Annotated in this window: 17 protein-coding genes and 1 tRNA gene; 11 read left to right on the top strand and 7 right to left on the bottom strand. The window is 70.2% G+C overall.

Features of this window, described 5'->3' with window-relative positions; genetic code table 11:
- Window positions 1–56: 56 nt before the first annotated feature.
- Window positions 57–1,112 carry an LLM class flavin-dependent oxidoreductase gene (locus tag IR155_RS14385; protein ID WP_135115490.1) on the bottom strand — a complete coding sequence of 352 codons (1,056 nt, stop codon included), beginning with the start codon at window positions 1,110–1,112 and terminating at the stop codon, window positions 57–59.
- A gap of 74 nt (window positions 1,113–1,186) precedes the next feature.
- Here IR155_RS14385 and IR155_RS14380 point away from each other — a divergent pair, with 74 nt between their 5' ends.
- Window positions 1,187–2,965 carry a cation:proton antiporter gene (locus IR155_RS14380; protein ID WP_135115489.1) on the top strand — a complete coding sequence of 593 codons (1,779 nt, stop codon included), beginning with the start codon at window positions 1,187–1,189 and terminating at the stop codon, window positions 2,963–2,965.
- A gap of 81 nt (window positions 2,966–3,046) precedes the next feature.
- The gene (locus IR155_RS14375; RefSeq protein WP_135115488.1) at window positions 3,047–3,967 is read left to right on the top strand and encodes an NADP-dependent oxidoreductase; all 921 of its coding nucleotides are present in this window, start codon (window positions 3,047–3,049) and stop codon (window positions 3,965–3,967) included.
- 6 nt (window positions 3,968–3,973) lie between these two features.
- Here the strand turns inward: IR155_RS14375 and IR155_RS14370 are convergent, their stop codons facing one another.
- The 3 genes from IR155_RS14370 to IR155_RS14360 are packed head-to-tail and all read right to left on the bottom strand — an operon-like array spanning window position 3,974 to window position 5,408.
- A complete protein-coding gene (locus tag IR155_RS14370) occupies window positions 3,974–4,201 on the bottom strand; it encodes a helix-turn-helix domain-containing protein (RefSeq protein WP_135115487.1) in 228 nt (75 codons plus the stop codon).
- On the bottom strand, window positions 4,198–4,806 hold the full coding sequence (locus IR155_RS14365) for a hypothetical protein (RefSeq protein ID WP_135115486.1): 609 nt from the start codon (window positions 4,804–4,806) through the stop codon (window positions 4,198–4,200). Before IR155_RS14365 ends, IR155_RS14370 begins: the two co-directional genes overlap by 4 nt.
- The gene (locus IR155_RS14360; protein ID WP_135115485.1) at window positions 4,803–5,408 is read right to left on the bottom strand and encodes a hypothetical protein; all 606 of its coding nucleotides are present in this window, start codon (window positions 5,406–5,408) and stop codon (window positions 4,803–4,805) included. The genes IR155_RS14365 and IR155_RS14360 overlap by 4 nt, the downstream gene beginning before the upstream one ends.
- A gap of 198 nt (window positions 5,409–5,606) precedes the next feature.
- Here IR155_RS14360 and IR155_RS14355 point away from each other — a divergent pair, with 198 nt between their 5' ends.
- A complete protein-coding gene (locus tag IR155_RS14355; protein ID WP_135115484.1) occupies window positions 5,607–8,132 on the top strand; it encodes an ATP-dependent Clp protease ATP-binding subunit in 2,526 nt (841 codons plus the stop codon).
- A gap of 70 nt (window positions 8,133–8,202) precedes the next feature.
- On the opposite strand, the gene IR155_RS14350 is transcribed toward IR155_RS14355, so the two are convergent.
- Complete coding sequence (locus IR155_RS14350; protein ID WP_135115483.1) at window positions 8,203–9,204, bottom strand: LacI family DNA-binding transcriptional regulator; 1,002 nt, start codon at window positions 9,202–9,204, stop codon at window positions 8,203–8,205.
- A 115-nt stretch (window positions 9,205–9,319) separates the two neighbouring features.
- Between IR155_RS14350 and IR155_RS14345 the strand changes: the two genes are divergently transcribed.
- The 7 genes from IR155_RS14345 (at window position 9,320) to IR155_RS14315 (ending at window position 14,778) form a co-directional block, all read left to right on the top strand.
- Window positions 9,320–10,477: a Gfo/Idh/MocA family protein gene (locus tag IR155_RS14345; RefSeq protein WP_135115482.1), complete on the top strand. Its 1,158-nt coding sequence runs from the start codon at window positions 9,320–9,322 to the stop codon at window positions 10,475–10,477.
- Window positions 10,478–10,516: 39 nt separating this feature from the next.
- Window positions 10,517–11,590, top strand: a complete 1,074-nt coding sequence (locus IR155_RS14340) for a Gfo/Idh/MocA family protein (RefSeq protein ID WP_135115481.1) — start codon at window positions 10,517–10,519, stop codon at window positions 11,588–11,590.
- Between the two features lie 50 nt (window positions 11,591–11,640).
- Window positions 11,641–12,159: an amino-acid N-acetyltransferase gene (locus tag IR155_RS14335; RefSeq protein ID WP_267899521.1), complete on the top strand. Its 519-nt coding sequence runs from the start codon at window positions 11,641–11,643 to the stop codon at window positions 12,157–12,159.
- A 94-nt stretch (window positions 12,160–12,253) separates the two neighbouring features.
- Entirely contained in the window at window positions 12,254–12,922 is a 669-nt protein-coding gene (locus IR155_RS14330; RefSeq protein ID WP_194210347.1) for a hypothetical protein, read from the top strand.
- Between the two features lie 76 nt (window positions 12,923–12,998).
- On the top strand, window positions 12,999–13,298 hold the full coding sequence (locus IR155_RS14325) for a DUF7882 family protein (protein ID WP_135115480.1): 300 nt from the start codon (window positions 12,999–13,001) through the stop codon (window positions 13,296–13,298).
- A gap of 117 nt (window positions 13,299–13,415) precedes the next feature.
- Window positions 13,416–14,123 carry a manganese catalase family protein gene (locus IR155_RS14320; protein WP_135115479.1) on the top strand — a complete coding sequence of 236 codons (708 nt, stop codon included), beginning with the start codon at window positions 13,416–13,418 and terminating at the stop codon, window positions 14,121–14,123.
- Window positions 14,124–14,364: 241 nt separating this feature from the next.
- Entirely contained in the window at window positions 14,365–14,778 is a 414-nt protein-coding gene (locus tag IR155_RS14315; RefSeq protein WP_135115478.1) for a dehydrogenase, read from the top strand.
- Between the two features lie 76 nt (window positions 14,779–14,854).
- Here IR155_RS14315 and radA read toward each other — a convergent pair whose 3' ends face one another.
- Both radA and IR155_RS14305 read right to left on the bottom strand, forming a co-directional pair.
- Complete coding sequence (gene radA / locus IR155_RS14310) at window positions 14,855–16,213, bottom strand: DNA repair protein RadA (protein ID WP_135115477.1); 1,359 nt, start codon at window positions 16,211–16,213, stop codon at window positions 14,855–14,857.
- Between the two features lie 50 nt (window positions 16,214–16,263).
- Window positions 16,264–17,220: an L-lactate dehydrogenase gene (locus IR155_RS14305; protein ID WP_135115476.1), complete on the bottom strand. Its 957-nt coding sequence runs from the start codon at window positions 17,218–17,220 to the stop codon at window positions 16,264–16,266.
- 83 nt (window positions 17,221–17,303) lie between these two features.
- Here IR155_RS14305 and IR155_RS14300 point away from each other — a divergent pair.
- Window positions 17,304–17,394 (top strand) — tRNA-Ser (locus tag IR155_RS14300).
- Window positions 17,395–17,605 lie beyond the last annotated feature (211 nt).

Below are 17,605 nucleotides of genomic sequence, written 5' to 3'. Positions count from 1 at the left end.
CTATCTGCCCGCACCGACGCCCCCGCACCGACGCCCCCGCGCCGGGCAGCCCCGCCCTACGCGCCCAGCGCCTCCGCGAGCAGCTCGAGCGTGCGCGCGCGGCCGTCCGCGGCGTCGAGCGGCTCGCCCTCGTAGGCACCGGCCGAGGGGGAGATCATGACCTCGTCGACGTCGTAGCGTGCGGCGAACTCGCGCAGCCCGGCGGCGACATCCTGGCCCGTGCCGACGAACCAGCGCACGCGGTTCTGGTCGATCATGCTCTGCTCGAGCGGATCGGATCCGGCCGCCAGCGCCTCGTCCACGGTCTCGAGCGGGCGCATCGGCTTGTTCGTCCGCAGCCGCGCGAACTGGCGCAGCTGGGGCAGGGCCCGCGCCTCCGCCTCCTCGGCGGTGGGGGCGGCGACGACGTTCGCGGTGATGAAGGTGCGGGGCTTGGGGTTCTGCTCGCTCGGCTGGAACTGCGAGCGGTACAGCTCCATGGCGCGCTCGAGCCCCTCGCCGGCGAAGTGGTTCGCGAAGACGTAGGGAAGGCCGTACGCCGCGGCCAGCGACGCGGAGTAGTCGCTCGAGCCGAGCAGCCACACCTCCGGCACCCCGGTGGCGGCCGGTGTCGCGTGCACGTCGTACTCGCCGCCGCTCGTGAAGCGCACGGTCGCCCCCTCGGCGCTGACGAGCTTCAGGATGTCCGTGATGTGCTGCGGGAACTGGTCGACGTCGCTCGTGGTGCCCGACCGGCGCAGCAGCTGCGTGATCACGGGGTCGCTTCCCGGGGCGCGCCCGATGCCGAGATCCACGCGACCCGGGGCCATCGCCTCGAGGGTCGAGAACTGCTCGGCCACGATCAGCGGCGAGTGGTTCGGCAGCATCACGCCGCCCGATCCGACGCGGATGCGCGACGTGCGCGCCGCCGCCGCAGCGATCAACACCGGAGGGGCGGTCGAGGCGACCGCGGGCATGTTGTGGTGCTCGGCGAACCAGTACCGCCGGTACCCCAGCTCGTCGGCGCGCTGGGCGAGCGCCATCGAGGCCGCCACCGCCTGGACGCTCGACTGACCCGTGCGCACCGGCACCAGGTCGAGGACGGACAGGGCAGGGATCATCGACTCGCTCATCCTCATCCGCAACCGGATCCGTCCCGCTCCCATTCCCCGGGAACGGGACGGGCGCCGCGGATAGCCTGAGAGGCATGGATGCCGAGATCTTCTACGTGCTCGTCGGCGCTCTCGCGGTCGGCGCCTTCGCACGCTGGCGCGGGTGGCCGGCACCCCTTGTGGTGACGGTCGCGGCTCTGCTGGTCTCACTCATCCCCGCCGTGCCGACGCTCGACATCGACGGCCACCTGCTGCTGAACCTCACGCTGCCGCCGCTGCTCTACTCGGCGGCCCTCGAGGTGTCGTTCGTCGGGTTCAAGCGCAGCCTGCCGCACATCCGCCGTCTCGGCATCGGGCTCGTGCTGTGCACGGCCCTCGCCGTCGGGCTCATCGCCTGGTGGATCATGCCCGAGCTCACCCTCGCGGGCGGCCTGCTGCTCGGCGCGATCGTCGGCCCGCCCGATGCGGTCTCGGCCGCCGCGATCGGCCGGAAGCTCGGCCTGCCGCGACGCCTGATGACGGTGCTGTCGGGCGAGAGTCTGATCAACGACGCGACGTCGCTGACCCTGGTGCGGGTGTTCGCGGCGATCGTCGCCGGCGCGACCGTCACGGTGTGGGACGGCCTCTGGTCGTTCATCGTCGCGGTCGTGCTCGGCGTGCTCATCGGCCTGCTGTTCGGCGTTGTGCTTCACCAGCTGCGGATGCGCCTGGATGACCCGGTCGTGGTCGGCACGGCGGGGCTGCTGGTGCCGTTCGGCGCCTACGCGATCGCCGAGCACCTCGGCGGATCCGGCGTGCTCGCGGTCGTCGCGATGGGCCTGTTCGTCGGGTACCACGCGCCCCGCACCGACTACACGACGCGGCAGCAGGAGCGGCCGCTGTGGCTGTCGGCCGACTTCCTGCTCGAGAGCTTCGTCTTCGCGTACATCGGCCTGCAGTTCCCGCGCGTGGTGCGCGAGCTCGGCACGGCGGATGCGGGGATCACGATCGCGCTCGCCGCGGCCGTGTTCGGGATCGTGCTCGTGATGCGCCCGATCTTCGTCTACGGCAGCTACGCGTGGGGCCGGATGTGGCAGGGCATCAAGATCATGCGCTGGAAGCACTCGCTCGAGGCATACCGGCGCGATCCGGACGACCCGCGCGCGAAGATGATGCGGGATCGCCGCGAGCAGCTCGCCCGGCGCGGGGTCGACGTCAACGAGACGATGCTGCGCCAGCGCATCCTGGAGCCCGTGCTGAGCGTCCCCGAGCGCGCGGTGCTGTCGTGGGCCGGCATGCGGGGCGTCGTGACGCTCGCCATGGCCGCGGCGCTTCCCGACCTGACGGGCGGGACGATGCCCGCGTCGCACGTGCAGAAGCTCATCGTCGTCGCCTTCGTCGTGACGGTCGGCACGCTGCTGCTGCAGGGCCTGACACTCGCCCCGCTGATCAAGGCGCTGCGCGTCGGATCCGACGAGGAGCGGAAGCTGGATGCGCGGCAGATCCTGGCGATCCGGGAGCGCAGCCAGGAGGTCGGAAAGGCGTACCTGCGGGCGCAGCGCACCGAGTGGAAGGAGCGCTACGGGCCCGAGAGCGCGGAGGTGTTCGACCGGATGGCGCAGTCGCTGCTGCGCGTGGAACGCGATACCGATCGCGCCGGCCAGGTGCTCGAATCGCACGACGGATCGGCCGACGCCGCGGCGCAGAAGCCGACCTACGACGACCTGGTCGCCCTGTCGAAGGGATGGCTCGAGGCGCGCCGCGAGATGCTGATCCGCGAGCGGGACCTCGGCAATCTGAGCGAGGAGGTGATGCGCGAGATCATGACCGCGATCGACGCCGAGGAACTCGCCCTCGATACCCGCGGCGCGATCCGCGACGTCGGCCGCGCCTGATCCGTGGCCGCATCCGGTTGGAATAGCGGCCGGACGTGCGCCGTTCCCGAGAACGTCCGATCCGGAAACGATGGAGGCCCAATGCGCGCTGTGACCTACCCCGCCTACTCGAGCGACCTCGACACCCTGACGGTGTCGGACGTGCCGGAGCCCAAGCTCGGCCCGGGGTCGGTGCTGATCGAGGTGCGGGCGGCCGGTGTGAACCCCGTCGACTGGAAGCTGATGGCGGGCGGGCTCGACGCCATGATGGACGCGATCTTCCCCGTGATCCCCGGATGGGATGTGGCGGGCGTCGTGGTGGCGCTCGGGCCGGATGTGCCGGAGTTCGAGGTCGGCGACGAGGTGATCGCCTATGCCCGCAAGGACGTCGTGCACGGCGGCACGTTCGCCGAGCGCGTGGCGGTGCCGGCCTCGGCGGTGGCGCCCAAGCCGAGGACGCTGAGCTGGGAGCAGGCGGGAGGCCTGCCTCTTGCGGGTGGCACCGCGCTGCGCACGCTCGACCGCCTCGGCGTGGCCGAGGGCGACACGGTGCTGATCCACGCGGCCGCCGGCGGCGTCGGCAGCATCGCGGTGCAGATCGCGGTCGCCCGCGGCGCACGCGTGATCGGCACGGCGTCGCCCGCGAACCACGAGTTCCTGCGAGGCCTCGGCGCCGAGCCGGTGGAGTACGGCGAGGGGCTCGCCGAGCGCGTGCGTGCCCTTGCCCCCGAGGGCGTCGACGCGGTCGCCGACTTCGTCGGCGGGCAACTCGAGACCACGCTCGCCGTGCTGCGCGAGGGCGGACGCCACGCATCGGTCGCCGAGGCGGGCGTGGCCGAGCACGGCGGATCCTGGGTCTGGGTGCGCCCCGACGGTGCCGCGATGGCCGAGCTCGCGCAGCTCGCCGACGAGGGGAAGCTGACCGTCGAGGTCGCCGAGACGTTCGGCCTCGACCGGGTCGCGGATGCGTTCCGCGCCAGCCAGACGGGCCGCACGCGCGGAAAGCTCGTCATCGTCCCCTGACCCGGCTCAGTCGGCGCGCACCAGCAGATCGCCGATTTCGCAGTCGAGCGCACGGCAGATCGCCGACAGCGTCGAGTACCGGATGGCCCGCGCCCGGTCGTTCTTGAGGATCGACAGGTTCACGATGCTCACGCCGACGAGCTCGCTCAGCCGGGTGAGCGTCATCCCCCGCTCGGCGAGCAGCTCGTCGAGCCGGCAGTGCACGCCCGTCGGCTCGTCGTCCGCCGGCGTCACACCAGCCCCTCTGTGTCGCGCTGCAGCTGGAAGCCTCGGCGGAACGCCAGCGCCAGGAGGCCGATCGCCACGGAGGCGAACACGTAGCCCGTGATCCCCCAGAACTCCAGCGGATGCAGCGGCTCGGTCTCCTCGACGCCGAGCGCCGTCAGCATTCCGTTGTGGGCCATGCGGTCGAACAGGATCCCGCCGAGTCCCCACGCGATGACCGCGATGCTGATGACGTAGAGGTCGCGCGTGACCGCGGGGGAGAAGAACCGGCCGCGCAGGAAGCTCCACGCGAGGTGCATGGCGGCCCCGACGATGATCAGCCGCGCGAGGGCCGTGATCAGGATGGATGCGGCCGCGCAGGCGGTGGAGACTGCATACACGTCGGCGGATACGACGGTCATCGCGGTCGCGGTGCCGGCGACCGCGACGGCCGTGCTCTCGATGACGGCCGACACCACCGCGGGGTCGACGCGCATGGTGAGGGCGAGCCCGTCGGGCGTGAACGTGCTGGCGAAGTCGGCGATCGCCGAGATGACGGTGAGCACCGCCGCGGCGGCGCCCCACAGGATGACGGTGAAGCCATCCGCTGCGCTGGAGCGCTGCACGGCACTCATACGAGCCCCTCCGTGTCGCGCTGCAGGCGCTCGCCGACGCCGAAGGCCGTGCCGATCATGCCGAGCGCCAGGATCGCGAGTGCCGGGCCGAGATCGGCGGCGAAGATCACGTTGTCATAAGAGTGCTCGCTCACCGCGGCGAACGTTCCGTTGACGCCCATCGTGCGGAACAGCCCGCCGGCCGCCCACGTGACGAGCAGCGCGATGGTGCCGATCAGGATGAGCCGGCTGTTCGGGCGGCTGAAGGCGATACCGCGCGCGAGGTTGATGCACAGCAGTGCCAGGCAGGCGAGCGCGGCCAGTAGGCCCAGCGCGACGACGACGGCCTCGAGGACCAGAGAGACCGAGGTGATCGGGGCGAGACCGTTCCCCGTGATCACCGCCTGATCGACGGTCACAGTGACCGGCGAGCCTTCCGGGCCGATCGGGAGCTCGGCCTGCTCGCCGGCGAAGGGTGCGAGCACGGGCACATCCGTCCCGCGCACCACCTCTGCGATCCGGAGGGCCGCCTGCACCACGATCCATATCCCCCCGATCGCGGCCAGCGCGGCCGTGAACCAGCCCGCGAACCTGTCGCCACGGTCGATGTACTGCCGCGCCATCTCAACTCCTTAACGATAGTCGTTGTTATCGAGAAACGATATGGACAGATCCGAGGCGCGTCAAGGGCCGATTCAGCGGGAGCTCGCGCTATGCCCACGGCGAACAGCGAACCGCGGGCCCTTCGCGCTGGTTACCGTTGAACCACGGCGCGACCCAGGTGTGGGTCGACGTCGCCGGCCTCGCCTAGGAGGAGTGAGATGTTCGAGAGATTCACCGACCGTGCCCGTCGTGTGGTCGTCCTCGCCCAGGAAGAGGCGAAGATGCTCAACCACAACTACATCGGCACCGAGCACATCCTGCTCGGCCTGATCCACGAGGGGGAGGGCGTCGCCGCGAAGGCGCTCGAGTCGCTCGGCATCTCGCTGGACGCTGTCCGCGAGCAGGTGCAGGACATCATCGGCCAGGGTCAGCAGCAGCCGACCGGCCACATCCCCTTCACCCCGCGCGCCAAGAAGGTGCTCGAGCTGTCCCTGCGCGAGGCGCTGCAGCTCGGCCACAACTACATCGGCACCGAGCACATCCTGCTCGGCCTCATTCGCGAGGGCGAGGGCGTCGCGGCCCAGGTGCTGGTCAAGCTCGGCGCCGACCTGAACAAGGTGCGCCAGCAGGTGATCCAGCTGCTCTCGGGCTACCAGGGCAAGGAGCCCGTGGGCGTCAACGCCGGCAGCAGCCAGGAGGCCGACAGCGCCAAGGGCGGCTCGCAGGTGCTCGACCAGTTCGGTCGCAACCTGACGCAGGCCGCGCGCGACAACAAGCTCGACCCGGTCATCGGGCGCGAGAAGGAGATCGAGCGCGTGATGCAGATCCTGTCGCGCCGCACCAAGAACAACCCGGTGCTGATCGGCGAGCCCGGCGTCGGCAAGACCGCCGTCATCGAGGGTCTCGCCCAGGCGATCGTCAAGGGCGAGGTGCCCGAGACGCTGAAGGACAAGCAGCTCTACTCGCTCGACCTCGGCTCGCTGATCGCCGGATCCCGCTACCGCGGTGACTTCGAGGAGCGCCTGAAGAAGGTGACCAAGGAGATCCGCACGCGCGGCGACATCATCATCTTCATCGACGAGATCCACACGCTCGTCGGTGCGGGTGCCGCCGAGGGCGCGATCGATGCGGCGTCCATCCTGAAGCCGATGCTCGCCCGTGGTGAGCTGCAGACGATCGGTGCGACGACGCTCGACGAGTACCGCAAGCACTTCGAGAAGGATGCGGCCCTCGTGCGCCGTTTCCAGTCGGTGAACGTCGCGGAGCCGTCGCTGCCGCACGCAATCAACATCCTGAAGGGCCTGCGCGACCGCTACGAGGCGCACCACAAGGTGCAGATCACGGATGGCGCCATCGTCGCCGCGGCGAACCTGTCCGACCGGTACGTCAGCGACCGCTTCCTTCCGGACAAGGCAATCGACCTGCTCGACGAGGCCGGCGCCCGCCTGCGCCTGTCCATCCTGTCGTCGCCGCCCGAGCTGCGCGAGTTCGACGACAAGATCGCCAAGGTGCGCGAGGCGAAGGAGGCCGCGTCGGAGGAGCAGGACTTCGAGAAGGCCGCCGCCCTCCGCGACGAGGAGAAGTCGCTGCTCGCCGAGCGCCTGCGCCTCGAGAAGCAGTGGCGCTCGGGTGACGTCTCGACGGCCGCCACGGTCGACGAGGGTCTGATCGCCGAGGTCCTCGCCCAGGCGACGGGCATCCCGGTGTTCAAGCTCACCGAGGAGGAGACCAGCCGCCTCGTCTTCATGGAGAAGGCGCTGCACCAGCGCGTCATCGGCCAGGAGGAGGCGATCGCCGCCCTGTCGAAGACGATCCGTCGTCAGCGCGCCGGCCTCAAGGACCCGAAGCGTCCCTCGGGCTCGTTCATCTTCGCCGGCCCCACGGGCGTCGGAAAGACCGAGCTCGCCAAGGCGCTCGCCGAGTTCCTGTTCGACGACGAGGGCGCGCTGATCTCGCTCGACATGTCGGAGTTCGGTGAGAAGCACACCGTCTCGCGTCTGTTCGGTGCCCCTCCCGGGTTCGTCGGCTTCGAGGAGGGCGGCCAGCTCACCGAGAAGGTGCGTCGCAAGCCGTTCTCGGTTGTGCTGTTCGACGAGATCGAGAAGGCGCACCCGGACATCTTCAACTCGCTGCTGCAGATCCTCGAGGAGGGTCGCCTGACGGATGGTCAGGGCCGCGTCGTCGACTTCAAGAACACCGTGATCATCATGACGACGAACCTCGGTTCGTCGGCGATCGCCGGTGGTCCGGTCGGCTTCCAGGTCGAGGGCGACACGACCACGACGTACGAGCGGATGAAGGGCAAGGTCGACGAGGAGCTGAAGCGTCACTTCAAGCCCGAGTTCCTCAACCGCGTGGACGACATCATCGTGTTCCCGCAGCTGTCGAAGCCCGAGCTGATCCAGATCGTCGACCTGTTCACGAAGCGCCTGAACGAGCGCCTGCTCGACCGCGACATGACGCTCGAGCTGTCGCAGGCCGCCAAGGAGCGTCTGATCGAGATCGGATTCGACCCGGCCCTCGGCGCCCGCCCGCTGCGTCGCGCGATGCAGCACGAGGTCGAGGATCGCCTGTCGGAGCGCATCCTGAACGGCCTGCTCGAGAGCGGACACCACATCAAGGTGGACGTCGAGGACGGCAAGTTCGTGTTCGAGAACGCTCCCCGCGGCGAGAAGGTCGCGGTCGGCGTGAACACCGCCGGTGCGATCGCGGCGACGCCGGACATCGCGGCGAACTCGAACTGACGGTTCCCATACGAAGGGGGCGGCGCCTGCGGGCGTCGCCCCCTTCGTCGTGGCTGGGGATGCGGCCGGATCAGCCGGTCGGCGACACGCGTCCCGTCGACTCGCGCCAGACGATGCGATGGAGCGATCCGGTCTCCTGCGGCGACTGCGGCCGCCCCATCGCCGTGAGGAGCGCGCGCATCGCGCGTCGGCCCGCCTCCCGGAAGTCGACGTCGACACTCGTCAGCGACGGCGACGTGTACGCGCCGAACACGTTGTTGTCCCATCCGGTCACCGCGAGGTCTCCGGGCACCGCCCAGCCGCGCTCGCCGGCTCCCCGCATGGCGCCGATGGCGACGTGGTCGTTCGCGGCGATCACCGCGACCGGGCGCGCGTCGTCGGGCAGGTCGAGGATCGCCGTGCGTCCGGCCTCGGGAGACCACGACCCGCCGACCACGCCCAGCGATTCGAGGCCGAGCCTCTCGATCGCCTCGAGATAGACGCTGCGGCGCGCGCGGGCTGACGCATACTGCTCGGCCCCGGCGACGTGGAGGAACCGGCGGTGCCCGGCCTGGGCGAGGGCCTCGATCAGCGTGGCGACCTGGGTCGCGTCCGCGAGCGCCCCCACGCTGCGCAGCTCGTCGTCGAACGTCGCGGCCGACACGACCACGCACGGCGAGTCGGCAGCGCTCGCGTCGTCCGGCAGCGGCGCCACGGTGAGGATTCCCTCGTACTGCCCGCCCGACGCCAGCTCCCGGATGCGCTCGACGCGATCCTGCGGGCTGCCGTCGGCGTGCAGGGTCTCGGCGACGAATCCGGCCTCGCGGGCGACGTCGATGGCGCCGGCCAGCAGCCGCATGTGCGTGTCGACGGCAGAGCCCATGATCACCGCGACCCGTCCCGAGCGGCGGGTGCGCATCGAGCGGGCCGCGAGGTTGGGGCGATAGCCGATCGCCTCGGCGACCTCTAGCACGCGAGCGCGGGTAGCCGCCGAGATGTTCCCCTGGCCGGTGAGGGCGTACGAGACCGTCGTCTGCGAGACGCCGGCGGCGCGGGCGACATCGCGGCTCGTCGGGGCAGCCGATCCGCTCATCCGCGGCTCCTCTCTTGACACGCGATGCCCGTCTCTTCCAGAGTGATCAGGTGGTACGTATCACTATCCCACCGCGGGGACGTGATCGACAGCTCGACGCGTTAAGGGAGACGGCATGTTGAGAGTCGGGATCATCGGCGTCGGGAACATCGCCGAGGCGCATGTCGACGGCTACCGGCGCTTCCCCGAGGAGTGCGAGATCGTCGCTCTCCACGACGTCGTGGCGGGCAAGGCCGCGGCGCGCGGCAGGGATCTCGGCCTCGACGCGGCGACGACGTACGACGACCTGGACGAGATGCTCGCCACCGCGCGGCTCGACCTGGTCAGCATCGCGACGCCGCCCGCCACCCACTCCGAACTGACCATCCGGGCCCTGCGCGCGGGGGTCGACGTGCTCGTCGAGAAGCCGATGGCGCCCTCGCTGGAGGAGTGCGACGCGATGATCGCGGCCGCCGCCGAGAACGGGCGGATGCTCTCGGTCGTCGCGCAGAACCGCTTCCGCGACGACATGGCGACGCTCAAGGAGGTGCTCGACTCCGGGCTCGCCGGCCCCGTCTCGCACGTTCAAGTCAGCTCTGCATGGTGGCGCGGCCTGCCGTACTACGACCTCTGGTGGCGCGGGACGTGGGAGTCGGAGGGCGGGGGATGCACGCTGAACCACGCCATCCACCACCTCGACCTCACGCTGTGGATGCTCGGCTCGCCCCGCGCCGTCACCGCCGTGCTCGCCAACACGCAGCACGAGAACGCGGAGGTCGAGGACCTGTCGGTCGCCGTGCTGCAGTACGACAGGGCGCTGGCAGAGGTGACCAGCTCCGTTGTGCACCACGGCGAGGAGCAGGCGATCGTCGTCCAGGCCCGCGATGCCCGCGTCTCGCAGCCGTGGAAGGTCGTGGCGTCCACCTCGGGCGCGAACGGCTTCCCGCTGCCGGAGGGAAACCCCGACCTCGTCGACCGGATCGAGGCGCTCGCCGCCGGCCATGCGCCTCTCCCACACGAGGGACACCGGGGCCAGATCGGCGACATGCTGGCGGCGGTGCGCGACCGCCGACCTCCGGCGATCGACGGCGAGGACGGGCGTCGGGCCGTGGAGCTCGTCACCGCGATCTACGCCGCGGGAATCGAGCGCCGCACGGTCGACCTGCCGCTGCGACCCGACGACCCCTATTACCGGACCGGCACGCTCACGCAGCGGGCGCCGCACTTCTTCGAGAAGACGTCGTCGGTCGCCGACCTCCCCGGCGAGATCATCGTCGGCGGCAGCGGCACCTGAGCGGTGACCGGACAGGATGACGGAGAGCAGGAGCAGCACATGAGCAACGCAAGCGGCGCCCAGTACGCGCCCGACCCCATCCCCGCCCCCGTCGTGGAGGCGGGCGAGTTCGTCATCGCCGCGGTGGGGCTGGACCACGGTCACATCTACGGGATGACCGAGGGGCTCGCCTCGGCGGGCGCGACCCTGAAGTGGGTCTACGACCCTGACCCGGCGAAGGTGGAGGCGTTCGCCGCGAAGTTCCCGCACGTGCGCGTCGCCCGCAGCGAGGCGGAGGTGCTGGACGACCCCGAGGTGCGCCTCGTCGCCGGCGCGACCGTGACCTCGGAACGCTGCGCTCTCGGGCTCCGGGTCATCGACGCGGGGAAGGACTACTTCACCGACAAGGCACCGCTCACGACCCTCGAGCAGCTGGATGCCGCGCGCGCGGCGACCGAGGCCACCGGGCTGAAATACGCCGTCTACTACTCCGAGCGCATCCACGTCGAGGCGGCCGTGCTCGCGGGGCAGCTCATCGACCGCGGCGCGATCGGCCGGGTGATCCAGGTGCAGGGCCTCGGCCCGCACCGGCTCGGCACCGGACGCCCCGACTGGTTCTTCGACAAGGAGCGCTACGGCGGCATCCTGTGCGACATCGGCAGCCACAACTTCGAACAGATGCTCCACTTCGCCGGGGCGAACGATGCCGAGGTCGCGTACTCGGCGATCGGCAACTTCCACCACCCCGAGCACCCGGGCCTCGACGACTTCGGCGAGGCATCCATCGTCATGGACACGGGCGCGAGCGGATACTGCCGGGTCGACTGGTTCACACCGGATGGCCTCAGCACCTGGGGCGACGGGCGCACGTTCATCCTCGGCACCGAGGGCTACATCGAGCTGCGCAAGTACGTGAACGTCGCCACCGGCGAGGGGCCGGGGCATGTGTTCCTCGTCGACGGCGCGGGCGAGCACCACCTCGTCGCGGACGGCAGCGTTGGATACCCGTTCTTCGGCCAGCTGATCCGCGACTGCCTCGACCGCACCGAGACGGCGATGACGCAGGAGCACGCGTTCAAGGCGGCCGAGCTCAGCGTGCGCGCCCAGCAGGGGGCGCGCGTCCTGGCGCCGTAGTCGCGGCACCGCTCACCGGGGTTTCAGGACGGCGCCCGTAGGCTGAGAGCGTGACCGAGACCGCCACCGCCCTGGACTTCCGGGTGCGCCCCGCCCGCGCGAGCGACATGGTCCACGTTCACCGGCTGCTCGAGCCTCTCGTGCAGCAGCGCATCCTGCTCGGCAAGGATCTGGTCGTGCTGTACGAGGCGACGCAGGAGTTCCTCATCGCCGAGGTCGACGGCCGGGTCATCGGCTGCGGCGCCCTGCATGTGATGTGGGAGGACCTCGGCGAGATCCGCACCCTGCTTGTCGATCCGGAGTGGCTTCACCGGGGCGTCGGTCGCGCCATCGTCGAGGGCCTCGAGGTCCGCGCCCGCGAGCTGGGCCTGACGCGCCTGTTCTGCCTGACCTTCGAGGTCGACTTCTTCACGCGACGCGGCTTCTCCGAGATCGGCGAGCAGGTCGTGGATCAGGATGTCTACGCGCAGCTCGTGCGCAGTCGTGACGAGGGTGTGGCCGAGTTCCTCGACCTCGCGCACGTGAAGCCCAATACCCTGGGCAACACGCGCATGCTGAAGCTGCTCTGACGCGCCCGCGTGCGCCGTGCGGCGCGTCGCCGGAGACGCCGCCCCGAGCGCGCGCCGCCGGGGGCGTTCAGGAACCCCCGCTTACCCTGGAGACGTGGGAGCCAAGCCGCCTCGTCGACACTCGCCCGCCGTGTACCGGCGGCGCCGGATCGCCGTGCTGCTGCTCGCCCTGCTGGTGATCGCGGGCGTCGCCTGGCTCGTGATCGCCCAGCCCTGGCGCGGGCTCGCCGACATCCTGGCGCAGCCCGAACCCGAGCCGACGACCTCGACGGTCGGCACGGCGCCGACCCCCACCGCGAGCGCTCCGACGTCGCCGCCGCCCACACCGACGCCCACGTCGACCGATCCGCCGAAGCCGCAGCCCTGCGATCCCGAGGTCATCGATCTGGTGCCCATCGTGCACGGCGAGACCTTCGAGACGAAGCCGGTGACGCTCGGCATGAAGCTGACGAACACCGGGTCCGTCGACTGCACCCTCGACGTCGGCACGTCCAAGCAGCGCTTCGTGATCACGAGCGGCAAGGACACGTGGTGGCGCTCGACCGACTGCCAGAGTGAGCCGAGCGACATGGTCGTCACGCTCGCCGCCGGGCAGACCGTGCAGAGCGCCGAGCCGCTCACCTGGGATCAGACGCGGTCCGATCCGTCGACCTGCGGCGAGGACAACCGGCCGCGTGCCCGCCGGGGCGGAGCCGCGTACCACCTCAATGTCGAGATCGGCGACGTGAAGGGCAGTACGACGGCGCAGTTCTTCCTGCGCTGACCCGCCTGGGCGATCTCCCGGACAGCGGGACGTCACAGTGGTGGTAATCGGTGCCGCAGCTTCGTACGGTGGAGGCATGGGCACTCTCTACTATGGTTCGCAGGGAACGCCGATCGAGATCAACGACCGCGCGCTCGCGCATCTGAAGGCGGTCATCATCGCCAAGCTGCGGCGGAACGAGGCGTTCACCCTGTCGCTTCAGCATGAGGACGGCACCGGCCGCAGCACGGTCTGGCTCAGTGCCACCATCCCGCTGCGCTTCACGTTCGAGGAGGCCGAGCGCCCCGAGCTGAACCCGCAGTGGCTGGAGGAGCTGGCGGAGTCGGCGAACCTGCTCGGCGGCATCACGCTCGTGCCGGAGCGACTCGAAGCCTGACCGCCGCGCATACTCGCACCCGCTTCTTCCGCTGTCCACCGCCTGGTCTGCGGCGCCCGCGGCGCTTTCACTGGACGTCCATCAACCAGTGAGACGCCCCCCACGGGCGAGAAGGACATGTTCGGCATCGGCGCCGAGGAGATGGGGCACGTCGAGATGCTCGCGATCATGATCGCCCAGCTGCTGGAGAAGTCGCCGCTCGGGATCACGGATGACGCGGTGCAGGATGACCCGGTCGTCGCGGCCGTCGTGGGCGGGACGGACGTGCAGCAGGCGATCGTCGCCGGCGCGGGCGCACGCCCGGTCGACAGCAACGGCAACCCCTGGCAGGGCAGCTACATCACGGCCAGCGGCAACCTGCTCGCCGACTTCACCGCCAACGCGAACGGCGAGATGCAGGGCCGGCTCCAGGCGGCGCGGCTGTACCACATGACCGACGACAAGGGAGTGAGGGATCTGCTCGCCTTCCTGATCGCTCGCGACACGATGCACCAGAACCAGTGGCTCGCGGCGATCGAGGAACTGAAGGCCGAGGGTGCGGAGGAGCTGCCCGTGCCGAGCAACTTCCCGAAGTCGAAGGAGCACGGCGAGGTGGCGTACCAGTACCTGAACTTCAGCGACGGTGCTGCGGCGGCCGAGGGCTCGTGGGCGAGCGTGCCGACGCCGGACGGCAAAGGCGAGTTCAGCTACCACGACGGGCCGACGACGAGTGCGCCGATGCCGGCGCCGACGCATCCGGATGCGCGCTTCTACGGGACGACGGAGCTGCCGAACACCGTCGAGAAGGCGGCGGGCGCGATGCAGGACAAGCTCAACAAGGAGTGACCCGGGGCGTGGATACGCAGAAGGCCCGGAGCGTCGCTCCGGGCCTTTCACGTCGTCCCGCGCAGGTCCCCAGAGTGCTACGCACAAACCTGCTTCGAGAGGTGCGGTGATCCACCAGTCCCCACCGATGCCGCACCCGAACGGGCATGACAAGAGTATCAATCCGGGTTTTTCGAAGCTGACAGAATGCTTGATTCCGGCTGGCCGGATCATTAGATGTGCGTAGCCGTAGGCTGAACAGATGGTGGCCAGGAAGCGCACGAAGAAGACCCCCGACATCGAGTTCCGTTCCGAGGCGCTTGCTCAGGCGCTCGAGCGACAGGACATGGCCGCGGTCGCCCTGGCGCTGCGCAACGGGAACACCGTCGTCCCCCTCCTGAAGCCGGGAAAGCGCGACGATCCGCTCGACGGCGGCGAGGTGTGGACGTACCGTGACCCGCAGAGCGGGGACGTCGCGTTGCTGCTGTTCAGCGACGCGAAGAACAAGCCCCAGAACCTGCCTCCCGGGATCGGGCTGTACTCGCCGGTGTGGCTGCGCTCGTTCCTGACGAAGCACCGCGACACGATCACCACGGTGTTCCTCGACATCGCGGGCCCGCACCCGATGCAGGCCTCACCGGCGGAACTGCTTGCCGCGCTCGAACTGGGCGAGTAGCGGCCGCCCTCCTCTGGTCGTTGAGCGAGCGAAGCGAGCGCCGCACTGAGCGAGCGAAGCGAGTCGAAGCCAGCCCTCAGAACTGCGGCACGTCCTCGAGCGCTCGCAGCTTTCCCTGTGCCCGCACGTCGTCGAGCGCGGCGCGCAGCTTGCCCGAGCGGTCGTCAATCACGCGGTCGTAACCGAGCCGGGCGGCCTCACTGCGCCGTTGCGCCGCGGCCGACACGGGGCGCACCTCGCCGGCCAGGCTGAGCTCCCCGACGGCCGCGATGTCGCGCGGCGTCGACCAGTGAAGCACCGAGCCGGCGACGGCGACGGCGATGGCCAGATCCGCGGCGGGCTCGGTGAACCGGACGCCGCCGACCGTCGAGACGTACACATCCAGGTCGCTCGTCTTCACACCGGCCCGGCGTTCGAGCACCGCGAGCACCATCGCCACGCGCGACGAGTCGACGCCGTGCACGATGCGGCGCGGGTTCGGCGCGCTCGACGGGATGGTGAGGGCCTGCACCTCGACGGGCATCGCCCGGCGGCCCTCGAGCGCGATGGCGACGCACGTGCCCGGTTCGGGCGATCCGTGTGACAGGAAGAGCCCGCTCGGATCCGGCACCTCCATGATCCCGTCGCCGGTCATCTCGAAGCAGCCGACCTCATCAGTCGGGCCGAAGCGGTTCTTCAGGGCGCGCACGAAGCGCAGCGCCGTCTGCCGGTCTCCCTCGAACTGGCAGACGACGTCGACGAGGTGCTCGAGCAGGCGCGGGCCGGCGATCTGGCCGTCCTTGGTGACATGGCCGACGAGGATGATCGGCAGCCCGCGATCCTTCGCGACCCGGATGAGCGTCGAGGCGACCTCGCGGACCTGACCGGGCATGCCCGCGGCCCCGTCGGACAGTGAGGAGGAGACGGTCTGCACCGAGTCGACGATCACCAGCTGCGGCGCCACCGAGTCGATCTGGCCGAGCACCGTCGCCAGATCCGTCTCGCTCGCGAGGAACAGCTCGTCGTGCAGCGCACCCGTGCGCTCGGCGCGCATCCGCACCTGCGCGGGCGACTCCTCGGCGCTGATGTAGAGGACGCGTCGTCCCTCGGCGGCGGAGCGCGCGGCGACCTCGAGCAGCAGCGTCGACTTGCCGACGCCCGGCTCGCCCGACAGCAGGATGGCCGCGCCCGGCACGATGCCGCCACCGAGCACGCGGTCGAACTCGCCCACGCCGCTCGGGCGTCGCGGTGCCTCGGTTGTGTCGATCTGCGTGATCGGTTTCGCGGCCGACGTCGGGATCATCGGGTCGAGCCGACGCGTGATGCCCGTCTGCTCGGCGGCCTCGACGACCGTTCCCCACTGCTGGCACTCGGCGCAGCGGCCGACCCACTTGGCCGCGGTCCAGCCGCACTCGGTGCACTTGTACGCGGCGGGGGCGGATCGCTTGCTGGCCATGATCCCAGCGTAGGCGGGGGTTCGGACATCCGTTCGAAGCCCCGCGGGAGTCAGCCCTCGCGCACCTGCGCCGCGGTCGCCTTGATGGTCTCGGCCGAGGCGTGCAGCAGGCCGAGCTCCGACTCCGAGAAGCGCGTCTCGCGGATCGGGATGGCCCCCGAAGATCCGACGATCGACGGCACCGACAGGGCGACGTCCGACAGGCCGTGGAAGTCGTCGAGCACGGTCGAGACGGGCAGCACGGCGCGCTCGTCGCGCAGCACCGCTTCGGCGATGCGGTTGGCGGACAGGCCGATGGCGTAGTTCGTGGCGCCCTTGCCCTCGATCACCTTGTAGGCCGCGGTGCGCACCTCGTGCGCGACCTCGTCGAGCTCCTCGCGCGTGAACGGATCGCGGCCGTCCGGGCGCCAGTCGAGCAGGGGCACGGGGCCCACCGATGCGCTCGACCACAGCGGGAACTCGGTGTCGCCGTGCTCGCCCACGACGTGCGCGTGGATGGAGCTCGGCGCGACCCCGGCCAGCTGCGCGAGCTTCCAGCGCAGGCGCGACGTGTCGAGCACCGTGCCGGAGGCGAAGATGCGCTCCGGCGGCAGGCCCGTCTGCTCCTGGGCGAGCAGCGTCAGCACGTCGCACGGGTTGGAGACGATGATGAACACGGCGTCGGGGGAGGCCTCGACGAGCTGCGGGATCATCGTGCGGAAGATCCGCGCGTTCGTCCCCACCAGCTCGAGCCGCGTCTGCCCGGGCTGCTGCGCCGCGCCGGCGGTGACGATGACGACGTGCGATCCCTCCGTGACGGCGATGTCGGCGGATCCGTGGATCTGACTGGATCCGGTGAAGAGGGATCCGTGCGCGAGGTCGAGTGCTTCCGCCTCGACCTTCGCCGCGTTGATGTCATAGAGGGCCACGTCCCTGGCGGCTCCCCGGATGAGCGAGGCGTACGCGGTGGCGGCTCCCACAGCCCCCGCGCCGACGACGGTGATCTTCGCGTTCTCGATGACGGCCATGCCGCCATCCTGTCAGCGGATGCCCAGCGCCGTAAGGCTTCGCCGATTTGGCCCGCCCGTGAACCTCACGTAAACTCGTCGGCGGTGACGTGTCCGAGCGGCCGAAGGTGCAACTCTCGAAAAGTTGTGTAGGGTAACCCCCTACCGTGGGTTCAAATCCCACCGTCACCGCCATCGTCGAAGCCCCGCGAACCCTTGGAAACACTGGGATCGCGGGGCTTTCGCTTTGCCCGGAACAGGGCTCGTGAGCAAGAATCGGGCTTATAGGTCAGAACGTGTGGATGGGGTCGGGCGTGTCAGTGCCTGCCGATCCAGCCTGTTCGGTGCCAGAGTCCCTCGTCGGCGCTGAGGCCGGTGTCGTAGAGGATCGGTTCGACGGGGTCGT

The organism is Microbacterium paludicola, assembly GCF_015235415.1.
In the GTDB taxonomy this organism is placed as follows: Bacteria; Actinomycetota; Actinomycetes; order Actinomycetales; family Microbacteriaceae; genus Microbacterium; species Microbacterium paludicola.
Note: the sequence above shows the minus strand (reverse complement) of the source record. Positions and strands in the feature narration are given on the sequence as shown.

Coding starts and splice junctions, on each gene's coding strand:
- IR155_RS14385 (WP_135115490.1), bottom strand. CDS start 1,112: ATGAGCGAGTCGATGATCCCTGCCCTGTCCGTCCTCGACCTGGTGCCG.
- IR155_RS14380 (WP_135115489.1), top strand. CDS start 1,187: ATGGATGCCGAGATCTTCTACGTGCTCGTCGGCGCTCTCGCGGTCGGC.
- IR155_RS14375 (WP_135115488.1), top strand. CDS start 3,047: ATGCGCGCTGTGACCTACCCCGCCTACTCGAGCGACCTCGACACCCTG.
- IR155_RS14365 (WP_135115486.1), bottom strand. CDS start 4,806: ATGAGTGCCGTGCAGCGCTCCAGCGCAGCGGATGGCTTCACCGTCATC.
- IR155_RS14360 (WP_135115485.1), bottom strand. CDS start 5,408: ATGGCGCGGCAGTACATCGACCGTGGCGACAGGTTCGCGGGCTGGTTC.
- IR155_RS14355 (WP_135115484.1), top strand. CDS start 5,607: ATGTTCGAGAGATTCACCGACCGTGCCCGTCGTGTGGTCGTCCTCGCC.
- IR155_RS14350 (WP_135115483.1), bottom strand. CDS start 9,204: ATGAGCGGATCGGCTGCCCCGACGAGCCGCGATGTCGCCCGCGCCGCC.
- IR155_RS14345 (WP_135115482.1), top strand. CDS start 9,320: ATGTTGAGAGTCGGGATCATCGGCGTCGGGAACATCGCCGAGGCGCAT.
- IR155_RS14340 (WP_135115481.1), top strand. CDS start 10,517: ATGAGCAACGCAAGCGGCGCCCAGTACGCGCCCGACCCCATCCCCGCC.
- IR155_RS14325 (WP_135115480.1), top strand. CDS start 12,999: ATGGGCACTCTCTACTATGGTTCGCAGGGAACGCCGATCGAGATCAAC.
- IR155_RS14320 (WP_135115479.1), top strand. CDS start 13,416: ATGTTCGGCATCGGCGCCGAGGAGATGGGGCACGTCGAGATGCTCGCG.
- IR155_RS14315 (WP_135115478.1), top strand. CDS start 14,365: ATGGTGGCCAGGAAGCGCACGAAGAAGACCCCCGACATCGAGTTCCGT.
- radA (WP_135115477.1), bottom strand. CDS start 16,213: ATGGCCAGCAAGCGATCCGCCCCCGCCGCGTACAAGTGCACCGAGTGC.
- IR155_RS14305 (WP_135115476.1), bottom strand. CDS start 17,220: ATGGCCGTCATCGAGAACGCGAAGATCACCGTCGTCGGCGCGGGGGCT.